The 24,197-nt window shown below is 57.3% G+C and carries 21 protein-coding genes; 14 read left to right on the top strand and 7 right to left on the bottom strand.

All coding sequences use genetic code 11. The annotated features are described in order from the left end of the window. The first annotated feature begins 2 nt into the window (after positions 1-2). The 5 genes from W822_RS28540 to W822_RS28520 all read left to right on the top strand — a co-directional run bounded on the left by W822_RS28540 (position 3) and on the right by W822_RS28520 (position 5,009). On the top strand, positions 3-962 hold the full coding sequence (locus tag W822_RS28540) for an acyl-CoA dehydrogenase family protein (RefSeq protein ID WP_024003969.1): 960 nt from the start codon (positions 3-5) through the stop codon (positions 960-962). A 148-nt stretch (positions 963-1,110) separates the two neighbouring features. Next, positions 1,111-1,869 carry an SDR family NAD(P)-dependent oxidoreductase gene (locus tag W822_RS28535; protein WP_024003968.1) on the top strand — a complete coding sequence of 253 codons (759 nt, stop codon included), beginning with the start codon at positions 1,111-1,113 and terminating at the stop codon, positions 1,867-1,869. Continuing rightward, on the top strand, positions 1,869-3,125 hold the full coding sequence (locus tag W822_RS28530; RefSeq protein ID WP_024003967.1) for an SDR family NAD(P)-dependent oxidoreductase: 1,257 nt from the start codon (positions 1,869-1,871) through the stop codon (positions 3,123-3,125). The genes W822_RS28535 and W822_RS28530 overlap by 1 nt, the downstream gene beginning before the upstream one ends. Before the next feature lie 68 nt (positions 3,126-3,193). After that, positions 3,194-3,973 carry a carboxymuconolactone decarboxylase family protein gene (locus tag W822_RS28525; protein WP_024003966.1) on the top strand — a complete coding sequence of 260 codons (780 nt, stop codon included), beginning with the start codon at positions 3,194-3,196 and terminating at the stop codon, positions 3,971-3,973. Between the two features lie 70 nt (positions 3,974-4,043). Further along, complete coding sequence (locus W822_RS28520) at positions 4,044-5,009, top strand: PaaI family thioesterase (protein ID WP_024003965.1); 966 nt, start codon at positions 4,044-4,046, stop codon at positions 5,007-5,009. Positions 5,010-5,077: 68 nt separating this feature from the next. On the opposite strand, the gene W822_RS28515 is transcribed toward W822_RS28520, so the two are convergent. Beyond that, positions 5,078-6,058 carry a Bug family tripartite tricarboxylate transporter substrate binding protein gene (locus tag W822_RS28515; RefSeq protein ID WP_024003964.1) on the bottom strand — a complete coding sequence of 327 codons (981 nt, stop codon included), beginning with the start codon at positions 6,056-6,058 and terminating at the stop codon, positions 5,078-5,080. A gap of 355 nt (positions 6,059-6,413) precedes the next feature. Between W822_RS28515 and W822_RS28510 the strand changes: the two genes are divergently transcribed. Continuing rightward, entirely contained in the window at positions 6,414-7,211 is a 798-nt protein-coding gene (locus W822_RS28510) for an SDR family NAD(P)-dependent oxidoreductase (protein ID WP_024003963.1), read from the top strand. Between the two features lie 95 nt (positions 7,212-7,306). Here W822_RS28510 and W822_RS28505 read toward each other — a convergent pair whose 3' ends face one another. Together W822_RS28505 and W822_RS28500 are read right to left on the bottom strand one after the other, a co-directional pair. After that, the gene (locus W822_RS28505; protein ID WP_024003962.1) at positions 7,307-7,918 is read right to left on the bottom strand and encodes a superoxide dismutase; all 612 of its coding nucleotides are present in this window, start codon (positions 7,916-7,918) and stop codon (positions 7,307-7,309) included. Between the two features lie 109 nt (positions 7,919-8,027). Next, positions 8,028-8,504 (bottom strand): hypothetical protein, encoded by a 477-nt coding sequence (locus W822_RS28500; RefSeq protein WP_024003961.1) that lies wholly within the window; start codon positions 8,502-8,504, stop codon positions 8,028-8,030. A gap of 318 nt (positions 8,505-8,822) precedes the next feature. Between W822_RS28500 and W822_RS28495 the strand changes: the two genes are divergently transcribed. Together W822_RS28495 and W822_RS28490 are read left to right on the top strand one after the other, a co-directional pair. Further along, on the top strand, positions 8,823-9,386 hold the full coding sequence (locus W822_RS28495) for a PadR family transcriptional regulator (RefSeq protein WP_024003960.1): 564 nt from the start codon (positions 8,823-8,825) through the stop codon (positions 9,384-9,386). A 49-nt stretch (positions 9,387-9,435) separates the two neighbouring features. After that, positions 9,436-10,248 (top strand): siderophore-interacting protein, encoded by an 813-nt coding sequence (locus W822_RS28490; protein ID WP_031242168.1) that lies wholly within the window; start codon positions 9,436-9,438, stop codon positions 10,246-10,248. Positions 10,249-10,342: 94 nt separating this feature from the next. Here W822_RS28490 and W822_RS28485 read toward each other — a convergent pair whose 3' ends face one another. Continuing rightward, positions 10,343-11,224 (bottom strand): DMT family transporter, encoded by an 882-nt coding sequence (locus tag W822_RS28485; RefSeq protein ID WP_024003958.1) that lies wholly within the window; start codon positions 11,222-11,224, stop codon positions 10,343-10,345. 132 nt (positions 11,225-11,356) lie between these two features. Between W822_RS28485 and W822_RS28480 the strand changes: the two genes are divergently transcribed. The 6 genes from W822_RS28480 (at position 11,357) to W822_RS28455 (ending at position 17,482) form a co-directional block, all read left to right on the top strand. Further along, positions 11,357-12,688 (top strand): aminotransferase-like domain-containing protein, encoded by a 1,332-nt coding sequence (locus W822_RS28480; protein WP_024003957.1) that lies wholly within the window; start codon positions 11,357-11,359, stop codon positions 12,686-12,688. Between the two features lie 168 nt (positions 12,689-12,856). Then, positions 12,857-14,011 (top strand): trans-sulfuration enzyme family protein, encoded by a 1,155-nt coding sequence (locus tag W822_RS28475; RefSeq protein ID WP_024003956.1) that lies wholly within the window; start codon positions 12,857-12,859, stop codon positions 14,009-14,011. Positions 14,012-14,138: 127 nt separating this feature from the next. Continuing rightward, on the top strand, positions 14,139-14,999 hold the full coding sequence (locus tag W822_RS28470) for a transporter substrate-binding domain-containing protein (protein ID WP_253272229.1): 861 nt from the start codon (positions 14,139-14,141) through the stop codon (positions 14,997-14,999). Between the two features lie 2 nt (positions 15,000-15,001). After that, positions 15,002-15,652: an amino acid ABC transporter permease gene (locus W822_RS28465; RefSeq protein WP_024003954.1), complete on the top strand. Its 651-nt coding sequence runs from the start codon at positions 15,002-15,004 to the stop codon at positions 15,650-15,652. Then, a complete protein-coding gene (locus W822_RS28460) occupies positions 15,649-16,419 on the top strand; it encodes an amino acid ABC transporter ATP-binding protein (RefSeq protein ID WP_031242166.1) in 771 nt (256 codons plus the stop codon). Before W822_RS28465 ends, W822_RS28460 begins: the two co-directional genes overlap by 4 nt. Before the next feature lie 115 nt (positions 16,420-16,534). Continuing rightward, positions 16,535-17,482: a LysR substrate-binding domain-containing protein gene (locus W822_RS28455; RefSeq protein ID WP_024003952.1), complete on the top strand. Its 948-nt coding sequence runs from the start codon at positions 16,535-16,537 to the stop codon at positions 17,480-17,482. 75 nt (positions 17,483-17,557) lie between these two features. On the opposite strand, the gene W822_RS28450 is transcribed toward W822_RS28455, so the two are convergent. From W822_RS28450 to W822_RS28440, 3 genes are all read right to left on the bottom strand, one after another. Beyond that, positions 17,558-19,105, bottom strand: coding sequence for an acetolactate synthase large subunit (locus W822_RS28450; RefSeq protein ID WP_024003951.1), 1,548 nt, complete (start codon positions 19,103-19,105; stop codon positions 17,558-17,560). Positions 19,106-19,177: 72 nt separating this feature from the next. Then, positions 19,178-20,176 carry a Bug family tripartite tricarboxylate transporter substrate binding protein gene (locus tag W822_RS28445; protein ID WP_024003950.1) on the bottom strand — a complete coding sequence of 333 codons (999 nt, stop codon included), beginning with the start codon at positions 20,174-20,176 and terminating at the stop codon, positions 19,178-19,180. 178 nt (positions 20,177-20,354) lie between these two features. After that, positions 20,355-23,975: a hydantoinase B/oxoprolinase family protein gene (locus W822_RS28440; protein WP_024003949.1), complete on the bottom strand. Its 3,621-nt coding sequence runs from the start codon at positions 23,973-23,975 to the stop codon at positions 20,355-20,357. Positions 23,976-24,197: the final 222 nt, after the last annotated feature.

Below are 24,197 nucleotides of genomic sequence, written 5' to 3'. Positions count from 1 at the left end.
TCATGAGTCATCAGCAAGATAGTCTGCGACCGGAAGAGTTTGCAGAAGCGGCTGCCGCAGCGGTTGCCGATGTGCTTGGACGCGAACCGCGCCAGGCGGCTGCCGTTTTGGCGGCCTCGGGCCTGTTCGGCGTCTGCGCGCCGGAAGCGCGTGGCGGTCTGGGCCTGGGTCTGGAATTTGGCGTGCCGGTGTGTGAAGCCGCCGGCAAGCTGCAATTGCATTTTCCCCTGGTGGAACAGATGCTGCTGGCGCGGGCCTTTGCCGATAGCGACATTGCCGATGCGCTGATCGCGGGCGAGAAGATTGGGGTCATTGCCTGGCAGGGCAGCGTACAGCAAAAGAGCGCGACACATGCCGGCTTTGCCGACGCGTGCGACTGGATCCTGGTGGCCGATGAAGACGGTGCCAGCCTGCTGCAGGCTCAATCTGTGTCGGTGCAAGCCAATGATGCCATCGATCCGGAATATCCCCTTTACGATATCGCAATCGAAGCGCCCATTATTCAGGCGCGTCTGTCGGCCAAGGCTTGGGCCGCGCTGAAAAATGATGCGCATGTGCTGTATGCCGGTTTCATCAACGGCCTGGGCGGCCAGGCACTTGAACAGGCAGCCGAGTACACTGCTACCCGCGTTCAGTTCGGCCGTCCGCTGTCGGCCAAACAGGTCGTGCGACATACCCTGTCCCGCATGAGACTGTTGCACGAAGCCTCGACGGCTACGCTGCAGCGGGCGTTGCGCAAGAACGAATACAGTGCGGCGCGCCCTGCCGATACGGCTTTTGCAGGGGCTATCGGCAATGCGGTGTTCATTATCGAAAAGGCCATCCATCTGCATGGCGGTATGGGCTTTACCTGGGAACTGCCGCTGCATTATTCGTTGCGCGATGTGCGCAAAATCGAGGCCGCGTTCAATAACGGGCATCAACTGGAAAATCTGGGCGTGCAGTTTATTGCCGCGGCTTAGTGCAAACACAAACGGCATATAGCAGCGGGCAAACGGTATACAGCAAACGGCAGAAAGCAGAAAGCAGAAAGCAGAAAGCAGAAAGCAAGCGGTATATGGCAAACGATATATAGCAATCGGCATACAACAAGACAAGGAACAGACAACAATGCAACAGGATATGGCGGGCCGCGTGGCCCTGGTGACGGGGGCCGGTAATGGCATCGGCAAGGAAACCGCAAAACAGATGGCCGCCCGCGGGGCGGTTGTCGGCGTGAACGATCTCAAAGAAGAATTTGTCAGCGCGACCGTCCAGGAAATTACCGACGCCGGAGGTCAGGCTTTTGACGTCGTGCAGAACATGTCGACGCGCGAAGGCGTCGTCGCGGCAGTGCAGCGGGCGCACCAGCACAAGGGACGCCTGGATATCATGGTGAACAACGCCGCATGGGTTCGCTATCAGGCGATCCCCGATATCATGCCGGAAACCGTCGATCGCATGGTGGATATCGGATTCAAATCGGTCATCTGGGGCCTGCAGGCAGCGGTCGATGTCATGGACCCGGAAGAGGGCGGCGTGATTGTCAATGTCGCCTCGACGGCGGCCTTGCGTTCAGCCATGAATTCCGTTGTCTATTCCGGTATCAAGGCCGGTGTGCTGGGCATTACGCGCGCAGCCGCAGCGGAATTGGGCGCACGTCACATCCGCGTCAATGCCGTCTGCCCGTCGGCCGTGCCCACTGAAGGCACGCAGCGCAATCGCAATGCCGAGCGTGATGCCAACCGTGTTGCCCGCACACCGCTGGGCCGCCTGGGAACGGTCACCGATATTGCCAGGGGCATCTGCTTTCTGGCCAGTGACGAAGCCGGTTTCATTACCGGTCAGGCACTGGTCGTCGATGGCGGCATCACCTTTACGAATATCTGATGGCTGTGCAGCCCACGTCCATCCCCACCGTGCTGATTACCGGCGCGGCTTCCGGCATCGGCCGGGCCAGTGCCGTGCTGTTTGCCAGCCGGGGCTGGCGTTGTGTTCTCGTTGATCGCAACGTCACAGCGCTGGCCGAGGTGCTGGACACGCTTGCGCCGATACGCGCAAGCGATGAGATCGATGCCCTTACTCATATGAGCCGGACGGTCGACCTGACTGTGCCCGCGGATATCGAATCTCTGACAGACCCTACGCTTGTGCTGGATGCCGTGGTCAATAATGCAGGCATGTCCGATACCAGCGGTCTGCTCCTGACCGAACAGGATGCAGCACACCTGGATCGCCTGGTTGCATTGAACCTGCGCGCACCTGCGCTCGTTATCGACGCCGTGGCCGCACAACTGGTGCCGGGTGCGCGGATAGTGAATGTGGCCTCGGGCGCCGCCTTGCACGCCATTCCGCTGCGAGGCGCCTATAGCGCCACCAAAGCCGGTCTGCTTGCGCAAACCCAGGCACTGGCCGCCGCCCGTCCTGACCTGTGCGTCACGGCCCTGTGCCCGGGCTTCGTGCGTACCGAACTGGTGGCGGAACTGATCGACATCGGCCGTCTTCAGCCGGAAAACATCGTTGCGAAAATTCCCCTGGGCCGCATGGCCGAACCACAGGACATGGCCGAGGCGCTGTATTTCCTGGCATCGGAAGGAGCCGCACCGTTATCGGGCGAGCGGCTGAGTGTGGATGGCGGGTCTGCCATCTTTGGTGGCAGCAAGCCTTTTGCGCCCGCCACGCAACAACCCTTGCCGTTCGACAGCACGGTCCACTATCAACTTGCAGGCAACCCGCCGGCAGAATGGGCGAGCACCCCGGGCATCCAGGAAACGCCAGTGGCTGATCCGCACTACAGCGCGGTCCTTGATTTTTCCTGCCTGCAGGCGGAGCGTGGCCAAATGCTGCAGGCCGTCCACGAAGCGGCGCGGCGCTTCGCCGGCCAGAACGGGCCGCATAGCAGCCTGATCCTGCTCATGCCGTCGCAGCGCGCGACTGGCCATTGGCAACAGGCAGGCGATATGGCCGCAGCACGCATGCTGGTCTGCAGTCTGGCATGTGAACTGGGCGCACGCGCCATGCGTGTCAATGCGATTGAAATCGATCCGAACGTGCGTCCCGACGCCCTTGTTCCGTTGTTGCGATTTGTCGGCGGCGCCCGCACCCAATTTCTGACCGGGCAGACCATTCGCGCACATGTCGCATAACCTTGCGGATTCTGCATACTTTTAATTCGCTCGCCATACTTCGAGATCGTTACGGATAACCCTGGATCATGACCGACATTACACCCGAGCAGGAACAGATCAAGGCGCAGTTCATCGCCGAACGCGGATATTGGCGACCCTGGACAGAAACAATCCTGCGCCACCACCCGCAGTTTCTGAGCGCTTATGCCTCCTATGCCGGCTACCCGGCGCGACACGGTCCATTGTCACCGCGCATGGTCGAACTCATCTACATCGCGCTGGACAGCTCGGCCACGCATCTGTTCCCAACGGGCTTGCGCACGCACCTCGAATTTGCCCGGCAATTGGGCGTGTCAGCGGCCGATGTCTTTGATGTTTTGCACATCGTGACGGGCCAGGGATTAAGCCATGTGTATGATGCAGTGCGTATTCTTGCAGATGAAATAGGGATGGACAATGCGCAGGCCATGTCCGAAGAACAACGATCCCGCGTGCAGCGCCACTTCTCTGAAGTGCCTGCCTTCATGGAGCAGATCGCGCAACTGGACCCGGGCTATCTGGATGTCCTGCTGGACTTTCTGGAACACGGCGACAGCAGTGACACATCCGCAAGAGGCGGTCTTACCCTTGCGGAACGCACGTTGATCGAAATTGCTCTGGCTGCCTGCTTTACCGGCTTCAATGAAACCATGCTGCGCATGCGGATCCGCAGCGCGCTGAAAATAGGTATCAGTCATGCGGAACTGCTGCAAGCCATCCAGCTCACAGCGCACCTGTCCATTCATGGAATGGCTCTGGGAGCCAACACATTCGAAGAGTCCATTGCGAGCCGGTCGCAGGCGCCGAAAGGCGCAGACCCTGTCTAACACGTGTAAAATTGCGGACTGTCCACAGAAAATGCCGTTTGAAATATCTCCGGCTCAATTCAACTGAAATATGCACGCAATCGACACTCAAGCTGATACCCCGTCGCTCGCTCCGGAAGTGGTGCGCGTTCTGAAGGCACTCAGTCTGCAACGCGCAGCCCCCTGGCATTTACCCGGCTATTACCTGGGGATTGCCTATGACTCTGTCAGTCAGGACAATGCCAGCCTGAGCATGGATCTGAATAGCAACCTGGACGTGCACGGTCGCCCGCTACCCGTGGCCCTGTGCATATTGGCCGATGTGGCGTTGGCCGCTTCCATACGCGGTGAGGTCGGGTTCGAGACCCGCCTGGCCACCGTGAGCGCCAAACTCACCTTTACGGGGCGTCACGCAACGCAGCGACTGATTGCCAACAGTCACCGCCGCTTTCAATCGGACGACAATGCCATCGCTGTCAGAAACAGCGCCGTCACGATTCTTTCTTCAGAGACGCCCATCTGCTTTGCCGAAGGCAGTTTCGCCGTACTTGAGCGTCCGGCTGATCGCCCCGTACAGTCACAGCCCGACCATCACTCCTGGGATCAGATTGAGCTGCTTGATGTCGACGAGCTGACCCCTCAGGAAGCAGATGCCTACCGGCGTGCACGACAAACGAGCGCCGGGCGTGCGAATGATAAAACGGCTTCAGATAAAACGACATTCACAGAGGCATTCTGGGGGCTGACGCCCACCGGCCAGGGCCATACCGCCACCTGCGACATCCAGTGTGGTTTGCATATCGGCAATCGGGTCGGTCATGTACAGGGCGGGGTGCTGCTTGGACTGGCCATCACGACCAGCCTGGCAACGGTAAAGGACGACTGGCGAGTGCTGGAAATCAATGCCAACTTTATTCGGCCGGGCACCGAAGGGACGCTGACAGCCACGAGTCACATCGTCAATGCGGGACGCAATCTGGCTGTTGTTCTTTGCGAGATCAAAACTGCGACGGGTCGTCTTGTTCTACAGGCACAAACAACAATGATCCGAGAATAAATCGTCTCATCATGGCCGTCTGTCAGGCGCCGATATTTCAGCGCCTGCCATTCGCGAACATGCTGCGATCAATCCAGACGAATATTCAGCGATTTGATGACCTTGCCCCAGATCTGGGAGTGTTCCTCGATCAGATCGCCAAACGCCTTGGCACTCATCGGGCGGGATTCGGCGCCCTCCGTACGGAACTTCTCCTGAATCTCGGGAGAGGCAAGCGCTTCATTGACCACTTTATTCAGCTTTTCAGTAATGGCGTCGGGCGTTCCTGCGGGCGCCAGCAGTCCATACCAGGAATAGGCCAGCATCTCGGGAACACCCTCTTCGCGAAAGGTCGGAATCGACGGCGCGGCTTCAGAACGTTTTTCAGATGTCATGGCAATCGCCTTGAGCCGGCCTTCCTTAATATGGGGCAGCGATGTCGTGATGGCGTCAAAGAATAAATCAACATGCCCGGCGACTAGGTCCGTCGAGGCCGGTGAGGCTCCTTTGTATGGCACATCCAGAATGTCTGCCCCCGTCGCGCCACGCAGCATGGACAACACCAGATGGGTCGAAGAGCCATTACCCAGGGTTGCTCCTGACAGTTTGCCGGGCTCCTTCCTGGCCAGCTCAATGAGTTCTCGCACATTATTGGCGGGGACAGAAGGGTTGGCCACCAGCACGAACGGCGTCAGTCCGGTCAGCGCAATCGGCTTGAAGTCAGAAACTTTGTACGGCAGTTTGGAAAATAAGTGCGGGTTGCTCGATAGCGTGGTGGTCACCGCCATCAATAGTGTATAGCCATCAGGCTTGGCGCGTGCAACCGTTTCTGCGCCGATAATGGTGCCGGCCCCGGGTTTGTTTTCGACGACAACCGGCTGTGACAATTTTTGCGACAATTGCTGTGACATCTGGCGAGCCAGGATATCGGTAAAGCCGCCAGGAGAATAGGGCACCACAATTTTTATCGGTTTGTTCGGATACGTATCCGCTTCCTGCGCGTGTGCCGTACTCGCCCCGAAGGCCAGCAAGGATGCGCCGATCAGAGCAGTGCGTCGAAATAAAGTCATATACGGTCTCTCTCCAGTTTTGTAAAGTCGTGCGTTTCTTTATTTTTATCAAAAGCGTTTTATACACTGTCAGCGGCATGCGGGTAAGGGGCTGGCGTGCAGAACAAAACTGCAAATTCAGGGGCAATCGGATGCTGGCGGGGCGAATGGGCGCATTGCCTGCCTTCCTGTTGATAGTGTTTTGCGCGATGATGCGCTAGTCGTCATTGGCCGTGCAGGCTAAGATGACGACACCGACGCTCCCTCTGCGCAAACGTACAGCGGCGACGCATTAGCGGCAGGTATTGCGTGCCCGGCGCAGAACTCGCGGCGGCACATGATACACCAATACAAATGAAATAGAGAAGGATGGGCAATGAAAGACACGTGGTTGGAGTTGGAAGGGCGCGTTGTCGCCGTGACAGGGGCAAACGGCGGGATCGGCCGCGCGACCGTGCAGGCGCTGCTTGAAGCGGGTGCGCATGTGGCCATGCTGGATCGCGAAGCGCTGTCGTCCGACGCACTGGCGGCCTTGAGAGAGCAGACAAGGGGTGAGTGTCTCTCCCTGGCCTGCGATGTTGCTGACAATGAGCAGGTTTTGGCTGCGGTCGATTCAGTCAATCGTCATTTTGGGCAGTGCGATGCCCTGGTCAACAACGCGGCGGTTTCCGTACAAGGTCGTCTGGATTCGCTGGACGTGACCGACTGGAGCAGGCAAATCGACATCAACGTGACGGGCTATCTGCGATGCGCCCGGGCGTTCGGTGAACAGATGCAGGCGCGTGGTGCGGGATCGATCGTGAACATGGCCTCAATCGCAGGCTCAAATCCACAGCCCTATAGCGGCGCCTACAGCACGACCAAAGCCGCGATTCTGATGCTGTCCCGGCAGCTGGCCTTTGAATGGGGCCAGCAGGGCGTACGCAGTAACGCCATCAGCCCGGGGCTGATCCGCACACCGCTGACCGAACCGTATTACGCCGACCCGCAAATGCGCGAGCAGCGGGAAAACGCCGTGCCCTTGCGCCGCATCGGCAGGCCCGAAGATATTGCAAATGTGGCCGTCTTTCTGGTGAGCGATCGTTCTTCATACGTCAACGGCGCAGAAATTGTTGTTGATGGCGCCTTTACTCAATCGCTCATGAGCCATATTCCCCGTCCGCGACGTCCGTAAATCAAATCTCTGCGCTGCATGGATTCAATAATTCTGTGCTGTGGGCGAAGGCCGGGCAATCTCCCCTCGGGCGGCTGTCCGGCAGCAGTCGGGTGCTAGCGCATTGCCTCTTCATAACGGCGTGCGACTTCGGGCCAGTTCACTACCTTGTAGAACGCCGCAATATATTCCAGGCGACGGTTCTGATACTTCAGATAATAGGCATGCTCCCATACGTCCAGCCCAAGCACGGGCGTATTGCCGGTCATCAGCGGACTGTCCTGGTTCGCTGTACTCTCTACAACAAGTTTCTTCTGCGGCGTTACGCTCAGCCAGGCCCAGCCACTGCCAAAGCGTGAAATAGCCGCCTTGGTAAACGCGTCCTTGAATTTTTCCAGTCCACCCAAGTCTGCCTCAATGGCTGCAGCCAGTTTTCCGTCGGGCGCGCCGCCACCATCCGGAGACATCACCTGCCAGAACAGGCTGTGGTTGGCGTGACCGCCGCCATTGTTACGCACGGCGCCGCGCACCGTTTCGGGCAGGGCATCAATATCGGCAATCAGCTCTTCTACAGGCGGGGCAGGCACCTTCTCGGCCTCCAGCGCGGCATTCAGATTGTTGATATATGTTTGATGATGCTTGGTGTAGTGGATCTCCATCGTCTGCGCATCGATATTGGGTTCGAGCGCATCGTAGGCGTAGGGCAAAGCGGGAAGTGTGTAAGACATGTACTGCTCCTGGTAAATGGTGATGGTCAATGGTGTGGAACCGGCCCGCGCATCGTGCATTCAATGCGTTCCCGGGTTCCGGAGAAAAATCGAAGATTGAAAACATGGGCTATTGGACAGGTATGCCAAGCGTCATACCCGCTGCGCCGTGGTTTGCAACTTGCCTTGCTTCAGAGTCTTCGGGATGCAAGCCAAGAAACCGGACAAGTTCGGTATAGGTGCGTCGGCTATGGTTATGTGCGGCGCTTTGCCAGGTATCGGGGAGTGTTGCGTCGTTCATGGCAGCGCATAGCTTTGCGTGCGGCAAACACAAATGCAATCGCTGCAACGCGGTGCTGCCCAGGCGCTCATAGGTGTCGGCCAGATTGTGGTGGGCGATGACATATGCTGCCATGCCTGCTTCAGCATCTGGTGCATGGCCGAATGATTCGGTGGCCATCGTCAAAGCCAGATCGTAGTGCCTGAGTGCGGCCCTGTACCTGCACCTTTCGTATGCCTCGTTGCCATCGGTCGTGGCCTGGCGCCAGCGCACCAGCTGATCAAGTGCATCCTGACGCACGACAGTGTTCAATATTTCATTCAGCATACAGCCCTCCACGGTCTTGCATTGTAGCGCTTATGCAAATAGTAATGATTTTTATTATATATATCAACCGTGACACAGTCGTGGATATATTGATTGCTCAAATTGTCTATATTAATGAATAGGTTATAGAGTACGTTCCTTTTTAAACCTCTCTGCTGACAGGGTCTGAACCGGTAAAAAGGGGCCGCTTTTCGGAGCGAAAATGACGTGTTCTGGAGTACACGCACTTGACAGTATGCTTGTATTAATATATCTTACGATATGTTTTAAGATATCAATTTCGATTCAGTCAAAAATTGAACTCAAAGAAAACCCTTTATGAAAGACGACAAACCCCATCGACACCGGGGCGAGCGAGACCATCGCCGCCACGACACACACTTTACCCGCGGGCGCAAATTTTCGTCCGAGGATCTGCAACTGATGCTGCTGGCTTTGTTGGAAAAGCAACCCAGCCATGGCTATGAATTAGTCAAGGAACTGGATTCCCGTTCGGGCGGATACTGGAAACCCAGTCCCGGCATGGTGTATCCGGCATTAACGTACATCCATGAGATCGGCTATGCCTCGGTGTCGGAACACAGTAATAAAAAGTCTTATGCATTACTTCCGGAAGGGCTGGCGTATCTGGAAGAACATCGCGAGCAGGCCGACGAACTGCTGGCCATGCTGGTGCACCACGCCAACAAAATGCGGTATATCCAGGGCGCCATGGCTGCCGATAGTGATGCGCCCGATCAATCGGGCTGGCTGCCTGAGTTTCTGGCCGCCCGCCTGGCGCTCAAGCGGGCACTGCTGCTCAAGAGCACGGCCGACGCGCAGGAACAAAAGCGCATCACAGCCATTCTTGAAGCGGCGCTCCAACAGATCAGGCAGTCCTGACTCGCCCGGCCTCGCCGCCGACAATCACAAATGAATTTGAACCAATATTATGCAAAATACCCAACTCACTGAACAAAATACCCGCCCCACTGAATTGACCGCCCAGCGCGTCCGTCACCCGCTCAAAGCCCGGCTTTTACAGGTCCGCCAGATCACCCGGCTGACCCCGCGCATGGTCCGGGTCACCTTTCACAATCCCGATCTCGGGGACTACATTTCGGCATCGTTCGACGATCATATGAAACTGTTTTTTCCGGCAGATGGCCAGCCCATCATGCCCGAAAATACACCCGAAGGTCCCCGCTTCCCTGAAGGGGTCCAAAGACCGCCCGCGCGAGATTACACCCCCCGGCGTATTCGTGCGGCAGATGGCGAACTGGATGTAGACTTCGTTCTGCATGGCGACGGGCCTGCCTCCAGCTGGGCCGCCCGGGTGCAGGTGGGCGATGCATTGGTTGGGGCCGGACCGCGCGGTTCGTTTGTAATCCCTGACGGTTTTGACTGGCAACTGCTGATCGGCGATGAAACGGCCTTGCCTGCGATTGGGCGGCGTCTTGAAGAACTGCCCAAAGGCGCGAGAGTGCACGTCATTGCACAAGTGGCCGATGCCGCTGAACAGCAGGTATTTCAGACACAGGCTAACGCGCAGATCAACTGGGTGCAGGCCAACGAAACCAACACACAGCCACTGGTCGATGCCGTGCGCGCATTTGTACTGCCGGAAGGCGAAGGCCATATCTGGGGCGGTGGCGAGGCCGCCCAAATGCGCGCAATCACCCACCATTTGCTGGAAGAAAAAGGGATCGACAAATCACGGGTGCGCGTCAGCAACTATTGGAAGCAGGGGGCGGCGCAGGAGTAGCAATTGGCAGGACCGCGGTAGACCTCTATAATGACTCCCCATATTTGCACCATGCTCAACATTGGTCAGCCGCCGTTATGTACCGTGTATTAGCCTACCGTGCAAATCGTTTTGACCCCGCCACGCAAAGAATGACTGCCACGGTCACCCCTACCATGAGCAGGCTCACCGGCTCATGCAGCAGGCTTGCGGCCAGGGCCAAACCGAAAAAAGGCTGCAGCAGTTGCAACTGTCCGACGGCGGCAATGCCGCCCTGCGCCAGCCCGCGATACCAGAATACGAACCCGATCAGCATGCTGAAAAGCGAGACATAGGCCAGCCCGATCCACGCGGGCGGGCTGATATTCGCGAACGAGCCCGGCATGGTCAGCAGCGACAACAGCAGCATGAAGGGCAACGATATCAGTAGCGCCCAGCAGATTACCTGCCAGCCCCCCAACTTGCGCGAAAGCGTCGCGCCTTCGGCGTATCCCAGGCCACAAACCAGTACAGCCGCCAGCATCAGCAAATCACCGGCCAGCGAAGCGCTCAAATCCTGGGAAAGCGCAAAGCCTGCCACCAGCAAACTGCCTGTGACCGAAAAAAGCCAGAAGATCGGGCGCGGGCGCTCGCCCCCGCGCAAGACGCCGAACAGGGCAGTGGCAAGCGGCAACAGACCAATAAAGACAATCGAATGAGCCGAGGTCACATGCTGCAGCGCCAGGGCGGTGAGCAGCGGAAACCCCACGACCACGCCCAACGCGACAATCACCAGCGGCTGCAGTTGCGCCAGGGTCGGACGTTTTTGCCGGGTGACCAGCAATACCACCAACGCCAGCAATCCAGCGATCGCCGCACGTGCCACTGTCAGGAAAACCGGGTCGAACTCCATGACGGCCACGCGCGTTGCCGGCAGCGACCCGCTGAAAATCAGCACGCCCAGAAAACCGTTGAACCAACCCGCAGACGCGCTGGCCTGTAACCTGCCCTGTTCCATTCATTCACCTGATTGATTATGTCATAGGCATCACAACTGCAATTGCACTGGCGGCGCACTGCAGTGATGCCAATCGACATCTTAGAATCTATAATCATGACAATCAATTAATTGTCATGGATACAAGTTCATATGTCTCGCCTGCGATACAAAACCCTTGTTGACCGGTTTGCTCAGGAAATACGCAGCGGGCGTCTGACGCCCGGAACGCGACTGCCCACGCATCGCCAACTGGCGGCGCGCGAACACCTGTCCCTGGTTACCGCGACACGTGTGTATGCCGAACTGCAGGCCATGGGGCTGGTCAGTGGGGAAACGGGCCGGGGCACCTTTGTGCGTGAAATCGCGCTGCCATCGGGTCATGGCATTGATCAGCACGTGGTGGCGGCCGATATGATCGATCTCAATTTCAATTACCCTTCGCTACCTGGCCAAACCGAATTGCTGCGCATCTCCCTGCGCCAACTGGCGACATCGGGCGATCTCGCCTCATTATTACGCTATGCACCGCACGGCGGACGTATGCATGAGCGGGAAGCGATGGCGCAGTATCTTGAAAGCCGCGGCCTGGCTGTTGATGCTACACAGGTTCTGATTGTCAACGGCGCACAGGATGGGCTGGCCAATACACTGATGGCCACCCTCAAGCCCGGTGACGTTGTGGCCGTGGATGCGCTTACCTATCCGGGGTTTCGCGTGCTGGCCGACGTGCTGCACCTGGAGTTGCTGGCGCTTCCCGCCGCAGGGCTGGGGCCCGATATCGAGGCATTGGGCAGACTATGTCGCTCCCGACGTGTAAGAGGCGTCTACACCATGTCCACCATGAATAATCCGCTGGGCTGGGTCATGAGCGAAGAGTGTCGCAGACGGCTGATTGCCGTTGCGCGCGAACATCAATTGCTGATTATCGAAGATGCGGCCTATGCCTTTCTGGTAGAGGATGCGCCGGCGCCCATTGCACAACTGGCGCCCGATATCACCATTTACATTACCGGATTTTCGAAAAACGTCGCCGCGGGCCTGCGTGTGGGGCTCATCGCCGCACCCCCCGCGCATTTGCCTGCGCTGGAACGTACCATACGGGCCACCACATGGAGCACGCCCGGCGTTATGAGTGCTATAACAACTGAATGGATCCGGGACGGTACCGTATTGCAACTTGAACATCAGAAGCGCGAGGACGCCCGGTCGCGCCAGGCCATGGCCAGGCAGATTCTGGACGATATTCCATGTATTGGTCACCCGTCGTCTTATTTTCTATGGGTTCCTCTGGGTGAAGATGCCCGCGCCGACCAGATTGCGATGGCGCTGATGCGAGAGCAGATTTCCGTCTCAACGGCCGAGCCGTTTGCGACGACCGCGCATGTGCCACACGCCATTCGGGTCGCACTGGGCTCGGTTTCTCCGGATGTGCTGGAATCGGCATTGCAACGGGTCAGGGATTGTGTGAGGGCGTTTGGTTAAGAACGTCGTTTCCCAAACTGTCTGCCCACGTCTGGACTGCCGGAGCAGCAAAAAATAGCGTACAAAACCCTTAAGTTTTACTTATAGAGTCCATCATTCCAGCTGTAGCCGCGGGTACGCGCTTCTGTAACACTATCCGGACCTTAATACAGAAACCCGGATCCAATTATGACCAAGAAGTATTACCCGGCAAGCGAAGCGTTTGCTGCACTTTCTCCCCCGGTCTGGCGCGCCTCTACGGTTGTGTTCGATAGTGTCGAGTCATTCATCAATCGAAAATCGCGCCAGCCGGACGGATACAGTTATGGCATTACCGGAACCCCCACCGCTCGTTTGCTGGAACAGGAAATCGCCGGTCTTGAAGGGGGCAGGCATTGTGCAGTCACCCCATCCGGACAGGCCGCCTTATGCCTGGCTGTGATGGCGTTTGTCCGGGGCGGCGACCATTTGCTGATTTCCGCAGCCAGTTACGGCGCGCTGAAAACCTATGCTGACAAATGGCTTGCCCGATTGGGCGTCGAAGTGGAATATTATCCGGCCGATATTTCAGGTGAAATAACAGACTATATCCGCCCAAATACAAAAATGATCTGCCTGGAAGCGCCGGGTACCGTCACCATGGAAATGGCGGACATACCGGCAATCACGGCAGCCGCCGCGCGGCAAGGTGTCATGACGATGATGGATAACACCTGGGCCTCCCCCCTGGGGTTTCGCCCGCTGGAGCATGGTGTCGATCTGTGCGTGGAAGCGGCGACCAAGTTCTTCGGAGGCCATTCCGATCTGCTGCTCGGCGCAGTGGCCACCAATAATTTTGAGTATTTTTCGCAATTGCGGGAGACGCAAAGCATTATGGGTCTGCAGACCAGTCCTGATGATTGCTTCCTGGTGCTGCGAGGCCTGGAGACCTTCGAGCTGCGCTATCGCCGGCAAAGCGAGAATGCACTGGCCATTGCGTCATGGCTCCAGAAGCAGTCCGCTGTCCGCGAGGTATTGTTTCCCTGCCTGCCGGGCGATCAGGGATATGAAATATGGAAGCGCGACTTTGCCGCCGGTGGTTGTCTGTTCTCCTTTACGTTGCAGCAAGACAATGAACAGGCCTATTCGGCGTTCTTTGGCGCACTGGAACATCTGGCGCTTGGCGCAAGCTGGGGTGGGGTGCACGGCCTGATCGCGTTTTACCCGGCGCAGATGCAGCGAGACCGCATTTTCCCGCGTACCGACAGGGCCATCATCAGATTATCGGCAGGGCTTGAGGACCCCGCGCTGATCATTCAGGATCTACAGGCAGCGTTACGGGCCTACGATGAGGCGCGAGGCTGAATTAAAAACGGCGGCAGTCGATGATCAAAATTTCAGTATCGAAAGCAATGACAAACGTGGTATGAATATTCGATATCCACAAGGGGATCGAAGCAGCGCGATACGCAAACAAATCAGGAGACACGACATGAAAACAATGAATCAAACTCACGGGAAACGCAGGCTGGCGAAAATGCTGTTGATCGCCATGGCAAGCACAATGGTGGTGGCGCCTGTCCTGGCGCAACCGGTCGATCTGCTGGCACGGATCAAAAGCGATGGCGTCATACGCATTGCCAATACCCAGGCAAGCCCGCCCTGGAGCATGCTCGACGAGAAAAACCAGTTGACCGGATACGATGTGGCTATGGCACAGGAACTGGCGCGCCGCATGGGGCCGTTTAAAGTCAAGTTCGTGGGCGACACGTATAAAAACTTTGTCGAGGGGCTCAAAACCGACAAGTACGACCTGGTCATGAACGATATGACCCCCACCGAGATCCGCCGCAAGCAAGTGGATTTCTCCATACCGTATGGCGTGGAAGTGTTCCGGATCTTTGTACGCAAGGACAATAGCGACATTAGCAGCAAGGCGACGCTCGCAGGCAAACGGGTAGGCGTCTCTACCGGTTCCTCCAACGAAACCTGGGCGCGGGAGCACCTGACCGATTCCGATATCCGTGGCTACGATAACGGTGCGCTCATCTTCAATGACATTGCCAATGGCAGGATCGATGCCGTCATCATTTCGCATTTTGGTGGCATGAAATATGCACATGCAAAAGGCATCCCTGTCAAAGAAGTAGGCGAACCTCTGACCTATCAGCTTGCCGCGGCGGCATTGCCAAAAGGCCAGGAGGCGCTGAAAGCCGCCGTAAATAAAGCACTTGAAAGCATGCTTGGCGATGGCACGGTCGAACGCATCAGCAACCAGTTTGTCGGCAAGGACTACAAAATGCTCGATTCAATCGCCGCTGCCAAAAAAGAGCTTGCGACAGAGGGGAAATAGTCATGCTGGAGCTGTTCATGCGGGCCCTGCCGCTGCTGCAGAATGCACTGCTGTTGACGTTGCTGCTGTCGGCCAGTTCATTCATTCTGGGATGTGTGCTGGGGCTGTTCATTGCACTTGCACGTATTTCGTCTTTCCGCGTGCTGCGGTATGCCGCCTTTGTTTATGTTTCCATTTTTCGCGGCACGCCGCTGCTGGTGCAACTGCTGCTGATTTATTTCGGACTGCCACGCATTGGCATTGTCCTGGAACCGGTGCCGTCGGCCATCATTGCGCTCACGCTGTTTACTGCCTCTTACCTGAGCGAGAATTTCCGTTCCGGCATCAATGCGGTAGACAAAGGTCAATGGGAGGCAGGACTGTCCATGGGGTTGAGTTACCGCAAGCTGATGCAACGGATTATCCTGCCTCAGGGGCTGGTCATCGCGATACCGACAGTCGGCAGCCGTCTTATTGCGCTGGTCAAGGATACCTCACTGGCCTCTACCGTAACCGTGGTGGAACTGACCCGCGTGGCCGATCAGGTTGGGGCGGCGACCTTCCGCTATATGGAGATGTTCCTGATGGTAGGCGCGATCTACTGGATCATTAATCAAATATTGACGATTCTCCAGACCTTTCTGGAGGAGCGGTTTGCGAGGACCAACAGATGACCAACGATATGACCAGCGCCGTGCAGGCGCGAAATATCCATAAACGCTTTGGCGCCAACATGGTACTGCATGGCGTGGACCTGGATGTGGGCAAAGGCGAGGTCGTCGTGATCATGGGGCCATCGGGGTCCGGCAAGACGACCTTGCTGCGGTCGCTCAATTTTCTGGAGCAACCTGATAGCGGCATGGTCCGGATCGGCGGTATCCAGGTCAATATAACAGCGCATACGCCCTATACGAAAAGACAAAAGAAGGATATCGTGCAAATCCGCAGAAAATCGGCCATGGTCTTTCAGTCATTCAATTTATTTCCGCACATGACGGCGATTGCAAATGTCATAGAAGGCCTGATCAGCGTGCAGGGCATGCCAGCCAAGGCCGCCAGGGAGAAAGGGCTTGCACTGCTCGACCGGGTGGGTCTTGCACAGAAAGCGAACGATTACCCTGCACATTTATCGGGGGGGCAGAAGCAGCGCGTGGCTATCGCCAGGGGGCTGGCCATGGATCCAGAGGTCATCTTGTTCGACGAGCCGACTTCCGCGCTGGACCCTGAACTACGCGACGGTGTGCTCGACGTCATGCGCGGCCTGGCACAAGATGGCATGACCATGCTTGTCGTCACGCACGAAGTCAGATTTGCCAAAAACGCGGCGAACCGTGTAATCTTTATGGAACAAGGGGCCGTTCAGGCAGACTGTGCAGCCGACTCATTTTTCAGCGGCCAGGCGAATGCGCGTATCTCGCAATTTCTGGGTCAGGTTCAATAGTCATCCATGGTTGAGCCAGGGCGCCGTCTCTCTGTCTGCCTGGTTGCGTTCTGCTTTGCCCGGTTCGTGGCCCCGTCCGGGCTGATCGCGATCTCTCAATTTTCAGGAGCCAGGCATGAACGCGCGCGATATTGAAATCTTCCGTTCCGTCATGGTTTCCGGAACGGCAAGCAAAACAGCTTCCCTGTTGGGAATTTCCCAAAGCGCTGTCAGCCAGTCTCTTCGCAAGCTGGAAGCCTCTGCCGATCTCTGCCTGTTTGAGCGGATTCGCGGACGGCTTGTGCCGACCCGCGAAGCGCAGATCCTGCTGAATGACATCGAGCAGTATTTTGTCGGGCTGCAGGCAATAGAACATCGTATACGCAGCCTGAAATCAGCCGGACCGGACCGTTTGTGTGCCGCCGTCTATCCGGCACTGGGCTTCAGTTTTCTGCCGCGCGTGGTGGCGACGTATCGACAACGTTTTCCCGAAACCTGTATTTATCTGCAGATCATGAGTTCGAAAGACGTTCACGCGCATGTGACATCCGGTCAGGCCGATTTCGGCCTGATGGCAGATGAAATGTCGCTGGCGGGGCTGGAGCATTCATTGTTTTACCGAACCCGGGGTGTGGTGGTCATGCACAGGGATCACCCGCTAAGCAATAAACAGGTTCTGGAACTCACTGATTTTGACGGAACGGATTTCATTGCCCTGAATGCAGAAGACAGCAGCCGCAGGCGTCTTGATGCCTTGTTCCAGAATGCCGGTGTGACACCAAGACGCGTCGTTGAAACACCCTATTCACAGACGGTGTGCGAGCTGGCACGACAGGGTGTTGGCATGGGGCTGGCCAATCCGGTAACGGCCATAGGTTATGCAGACCACGGTCTCATACTGAGGCGGGCCGCGTTTGATGTAGAGTTTCGTTGCATTTTGCTGTTTCGCCCAGACAAACTTTTTTCGGAAAGTTCAAAACAGTTTCTCAAGTTCATGCGGATTCAGATGAACGAGGTCCAGATGCAGATTGATCAGGTCCTGGGTGCGACGGTCGCGCATGAAGGCGGTGCCCGAACAGCATAGTGGCTGCGGGTCCATAAAAGCAACAAGCGGGCAATAAGCACGGCAGCAGGGCCGCCGCGCCCAAACCCGTTACTGTCAAATCACCGCTTCAATCAGAAACGGTCCCTTGCGACCCATTGCGCTTTTGAGTACATCAGCCAGCGCTTCCGAAGTGGTTACCCGCGCTGCTTCGACCCCCGCAGCATTGGCCATATGCACCCAATCAAAGGCCGGGCTGTCCAGGTCCAGCATGCGATGCGCATTGCGTCCCGGCGCACCGGCGCCCACCTGCTTGAATTCGTTATGCAATATCGCATAACTGCGGTTGGCAAAGATTACCGTGACCACATCCAGCTGTTCGCGGGCCTGTGTCCAAAGCGCCTGCAGCGTGTACATGCCGCTGCCGTCCGCCTGCATCAGCACCACTTTGCGATCGGGGCAGGCAACTGCGGCGCCGGTGGCCATGGGAATACCGATGCCGATGGCGCCGCCGGTAATCTGCAGGAAATCATGTGGCGCAGAACCGAAAGTGGACTTGAACGAATCGCGGCCGGAAGTGACCGATTCATCGCAGATAATCGCATTATCCGGCAACAGGCTGCCGATGGCCTGGATCACCGCAGCCGCATCCAGCTTGCCTGTGGGCAGGCCGATATCGCTGCGCTCCGCCAGCAGGCTGACAGGCGAGTTCGTGGCGCCCACCGCATCAGCCAGCGCTTCCAGCGCCTGGCCCAGATCATCGTCAGGCTGCGTCAGTTCGATACGCTTGCAATTTTCCGGCACCAGCTCTCCGGGCTTGCCGGGATACGCAAAAAAGGCTACCGGCGTTTTGGCGCCGACCAGAATCAATTGCTCAGTGTCTTGCAGTGCCTTCAGGGCGAGGTCTACGCTGAAAGGCACGCGATCGATTTTGACGCGGCCGGCGCCGCGTTCAATACGTCCGTTGGACTGTTGCGCCATCAGTCTGGCACCGGTGCGTTCGGCTATTTTCGCAGCAGTCTCCAGGGCCTTGCTTCGGAGCGCTTTGCCCGAAAGAAGAATGACTGTATTGCGGCCGTTATTGAGCGCTTCAGTAGCCGCGCGCAACGCGTCCGGCGAAACCTGCGTGCGCGTGACAGGCGGGGCGGTTTCGACTGGCGTGGTGGTTTCGCTCCAGGCGGCATCGGCCGGCAAGATCAGTGTGGACACGCCACCGTAGCCGCTATGGGCTGCGCTGATTGCTGCCGCTGCCGCGCCCGATACATCATCGGCCGATTGAATGCGTCTGACCCAGTCGGACATGGGCGTTGCCAGGCTTTCGATATCGCTGGTGAGCGGCGCATCGTATTGCAAGTGATAGCTGGCGTGATCGCCTACGACGTTGACCATCGGCGTATGTGCCCGCTTGGCATTGTGCATATTGGCCAGGCCGTTTGCCATGCCCGGCCCGCAATGCAGCAGCGTGGCGGCCGGCTTGTCCGCCATTCGTGCATAACCGTCGGCGGCGCCAGTCACCACGCCTTCAAACACACCCAGTATGCAGCGCATTTGCGGCTTGCGATCCAGTGCAGCCACAAAATGCATTTCCGAAGTGCCAGGATTGGCAAAACATACATCGACATCATTTGCCAATAAGGTATCGCAAAGACTATCAGCTCCGTTCATGAATCTATAAACCTTTTTCAACTGTGTTCCGTGTGTGGAACGGGTTAACAATAAAATTATTCGGATGAAATCTTATTTGGACTGAATATGTTTGTCCTGGATCAGCTTGCTCCAGCGTTCGCGCTCTTTCGTTTCGAATGCGCTCAGATCCCTGCCGAATACGGTGCCGGGCCGGGCGCTGGTCTGCTGCAGTTTTTGCTTCAAATCGTCAGAGGCCAGGGCCTTTTTGGCTGCAGTGACCAGCGTTTCCAGGGCGTCGGGTGGCGTGCCGGCAGGCGCGTACAAGGCAAACCAGGCCGTCACATCAAAGCCGGGCAGGCCCGATTCGGCGACGGTCGGAATATCCGGGACCGATGGGTCCCGCTGTGCGCTTGTCACGGCGATGCCGCGCACTTTTCCGCCATCTTTCACTTGTGACAGGGTGCTGGGCAGATTATCCATCAGGATATCCACCTGTCCGCCAATCAATGCGGGCATCGATCCCGATACACCTTTGAACGGCACATGCAGCATACTGATGCCGGCCGCGTCTTCCAGGTAAGCGCCTGTCAAGTGCACTGACGATCCAATGCCCGGACTCGCATAGCTGAGCTTCTTGTCTTTCGCAGCCTTGGCCTTTTCAATCAGATCCTTGAGTGATTTGATATCGGACTTGGCATTCACTGCAATCACATTCGGAGTGGTGCCGGCCAGCGCGATGGGAGCAAAATCCTTTTGCGGATCAAAGGGCATATCCTTGTACAGAAACTGGTTGATGGTCTGCGTGCCGACCGTGCCCATACCAATCGTATAGCCATCCGCCTTGGCACGGGCCAGCGCACCCATGCCCACATTGCCGCCCGCACCTGCCCGATTCTCAACCACAATCGTCTGGCCCAGTTCCTTTTCCAGCGCCTGGGCGACATTGCGTGCGATCAGGTCTGTAGTGCCGGCCGGCGGAAAGGGCACAATCATCGTGATGGGATGGTCAGGGTAGCCGGCCGCCTGCGCCGGACCGGCGAAACAGCAGACGGCAAGGGTAGCCAGCGTCAATAACCCAGTGGGCTTGGTCGGGCGAGAAGTGAATGTCATGGTGTCTCCTTAAGGTGATGGCCTTTTATCGTTGTGTCGTGGTGCATGAAGGCACTCTCGTTTTCGGATGGGGAACCTGTATTTTGCATAGTGTATCTGCATCGGCGCGCAATACGAATGAAATATGCAGCTGCAGGCGGATATGCCTGCACGCGTTCTGCACAGCGGACTCTTTCGGTTATTCTGCCACGCCGTAACCGCCGCCGCCCGGCGTCTCAATCACAAATACATCGCCCGCCTGCAGATCGGCGCTGTCCTGCGGACCGAGTTCGGTCACCGAACCGTCTGCACGCTCAATCGTGTTTCTGCCTGTTTTCCCGGGCTCGCCGCCTTTCAGTCCGAAAGGCGCATACTTGCGATTATTGGACAGGATTGCTGCCGTCATGGGTTCCAGAAAGCGCATGCGCCGGATGCCGCCATCGCCGCCGCGCCATTTGCCCGCCCCTCCTGAACCATCGCGTATCGCATAGGATTCAAGCCGGACCGGAAAGCGCAGCTCCAGCACTTCAGGATCAGTGAGCCGCGAATTGGTCATATGCGCCTGAACCAGCGAGGTCCCGTCAAACCCTTCCTGGTCCGAGTCCAGTCGCAGTGCGCCGGCGCCGGTTCCGCCGGAAATGGTTTCATAATACTGATAGCGCGCGTTGCCGAACGTGAAGTTATTCATGGTACCCTGGCTGGCAGCCAGCACGCCTAGCGCCCCGTAAAGCGCATTCACAATACACATCGAGGTTTCCACATTGCCTGCCACGACCGAAGCCGGTGGTTCGGGATTGAGCATGGAAGCCGTCGGAATCACAATATTGATCGGTTTAAGGCAACCGGCATTCAGTGGAATATCATCGTTCACTAAGGTGCGAAAAACGTACAGCACGGCAGCCACCGCAATAGAGGCGGGGGCGTTGAAGTTATTAGTCAGCTGAGGCGAAGAGCCGGTGAAATCTACCGTGACCGACTGGCGATCCTCGTGAATCCGGATCGCGACCTTGATCACAGCGCCATTATCCAGGTCATAGGTGAAATGGCCATCGCGCAACAGGGGAATGACACGGCGCACAGACGCTTCCGCATTGTCCTGAACGTGTTGCATATAAGCCTGCACAACATCCAGTCCGAACGTATCACACATGGCATGCAGTTCTTTCACGCCCTTCTGATTGGCGGCAATCTGCGCCTGCAAATCAGCCAGATTCTGGTCCGGGTTGCGGGCAGGGTACTTGCCCGAGCACAGGATCTCGCGGGCTTCTCGTTCGCGAAACCGGCCGCCGCGCACCAGCTGGAAGTTGGTAAACAGAACGCCTTCTTCTTCAATCGTCGTGGAATCGGGCGGCATGGAACCCGGTGTCAGGCCGCCCACGTCGGCATGATGGCCACGTGAACCGACATAAAAAATAATCTGCCCGGCGTCCCGGTCGAACACAGGTGTGATAACCGTAATATCCGGCAGATGCGTGCCGCCATGATATGGATCGTTCACCACATATGCGTCGCCCGGTTGCATGTTTCCTGTGTTTTCTCGCATCACAGTCTTGATGGACTCGCTCATTGAACCCAGGTGCACCGGCATATGCGGCGCGTTGGCAATCAGATTGCCTTCGGCGTCAAAAATCGCGCAGGAAAAATCCAGCCGTTCCTTGATGTTCACTGAATAGGCCGTGTTTTGCAGGCTCAGGCCCATTTGGTCGGCGATCGACATGAACAGGTTATTGAAGACTTCAAGCATCACCGGATCAGCATCGGTAGACACGGCCATCGCATTGCGCAAGGGTACCGTGCGCGTCAGAATCAAATGATCCTGATTATTCAGGGTGACCGACCAGCCTGCTTCTACAACAGTGGTCTGGTTCGCTTCCGCAATAATGGCCGGGCCGGAAATCACATCGCCAGCCTGCAACGCCTCGCGCTTAAATACCGGGGTGTCGTGCCATTTGCCATTACTGTACATTTCGCGCTGCGAATCGGCTTGCGGCGGACGTTCGTCCTGCCGTACAAGCACGGTTTCCTCGATCCGGCTGCCGGCAATCACCGCTTCCACCAGCAGCGACTCCACCACCAGCGGCCGGTCTTCGATCAGAAAAGCATAGCGTTGCTGATACTGTTCATTGAAGGCAGCCAGCATCCCGGATGCGCTGCCGAAATCCACTTCCAGGGCGCTGTCGGTGCCCTGGTATTTCAGTTGGACGCGGGTATTCAACGTGACTGCACTGCCGGGTGTCAATTGCGTACTGAGTTCTGCACTGGCCTGGCGGCCCAGATCGTCCTGCAACGAATCCAGTTCGCTCATCAGCCCATCGGTCAATGGCTTTTCCACTGTCTGCTGGCGAATGGCTACCTGGTCTGCCAGTCCCATGCCATAGGCCGACAGCACGCCGCCCAGCGGATGGGCAAATACCGTCGTCATCCCCAGGGCATCAGCTACAAGGCAGGCGTGTTGTCCGCCCGCACCACCAAATGTCGTCAGGGTGTAGCGGGTCACATCATGGCCCTGTTGCACAGAAATACGTTTGATGGCCTCGGCCATGTTCTGCACGCCAATGGCCAGAAAACCCGCGGCGACTTCCTCGGGCGCCAGCATCTTGCCTGTCGCCTGACTCACCTGTTGGCTTAATTCGCGGAATTTGTCGGCCACAATCTGCGTATCCAGCGGCTGATCTCCCATAGGGCCGAAAACCGCAGGAAAATAATCAGGCTGGATTTTACCCAGCATTACATTGCAGTCGGTGATCGTCAGCGGCCCCTGCTTGCGATACGAGGCAGGGCCGGGATGGGCACCGGCTGAATCCGGTCCCACGCGCAGGCGCGCGCCGTCAAAGTGCAGGATCGATCCGCCGCCCGCTGCCACGGTATGAATGCGCATCATGGGCGTGCGCATTCGTACGCCGGCCACCGATGTTTCGTAATCGCGTTCATAAACCCCGGAGAAGTGTGAGACATCGGTAGATGTGCCACCCATATCAAAGCCGATGACTTTTTTGAAACCGGCCTGCTGACTGCTGCGCGCCATGCCGACAATCCCGCCTGCGGGTCCCGACAGAATGGCATCCTTGCCGCGAAAGCGATGGGCATCGGACAGTCCGCCCGACGATTGCATGAACATCAGATTGACATCGGGCAGTTGAGCGGCGACCTGATCAACATAGCGGCGCAGAATAGGTGACAGGTAGGCATCCACGACTGTGGTATCGCCGCGCGAGACAAACTTGATCAGCGGGTTAACCTCATGCGATGCCGATATCTGTGTAAAGCCGATCTGCCGGGCAAGCTGCGCGGCTGCTTTTTCATGAGCCGGGTTGCGCCAGGCGTGCATAAACACAATTGCAATGCTGCGCAGCCCCGCGTCATAGGCGGATTGCAACTGTAATTTTAGCGCGTGCTCATCCACGGGCGTCACGACCTCGCCAGCGGCGTCCATGCGTTCATCGGTTTCCAGCACGCGTTCATACAGCATTTCGGGCAGAACAATATGACGATCAAACAGCCGAGGCCGGTTCTGATAGGCAATCCGCAGCGCGTGCGCAAAGCCTCGCGTGGTCAGAAAAACAACCCGTTCACCCTTGCGTTCAAGCAGGGCGTTGGTCGCAACGGTGGTACCCATTTTTACGCAATCAATCTGCTCGACAGGAATGGGTTTACCCGCAGGCGCCTGCAGAAGATCGCGTATCCCTTCTATCGCGGCGTCTTCATAGTGCTCGGGGTTTTCCGAGAGCAGCTTTCGGGTAAGTAACGTTTTTTCTGGTGTGATGGCAACAATATCGGTGAAGGTGCCGCCGCGGTCTACCCAAAACTGCCACTTGCTCATGCTAAGTTTCCTGTCTCTGTTTGATGTGTGAATATTATGCTGATTGAAATTGCAGACTCGAACTATATGCGCAAAGATCGAATCACGCAGACCGAATAAGCAGTCGCGGCCATCCCTGTGAGCGATTGCCATATCAGTGTATCAGCACACCGTACGATCATGCGCCCTTATCAGTGTTTTCCCTTTCTGTGAAAATCTTCTCGTGCCCTGGCGGCAAAAATC

Source organism: Advenella kashmirensis W13003 (genome assembly GCF_000506985.1).
GTDB classification, from domain to species: domain Bacteria; phylum Pseudomonadota; class Gammaproteobacteria; order Burkholderiales; family Burkholderiaceae_B; genus Advenella; species Advenella kashmirensis_A.
Note: the sequence above shows the minus strand (reverse complement) of the source record. Positions and strands in the feature narration are given on the sequence as shown.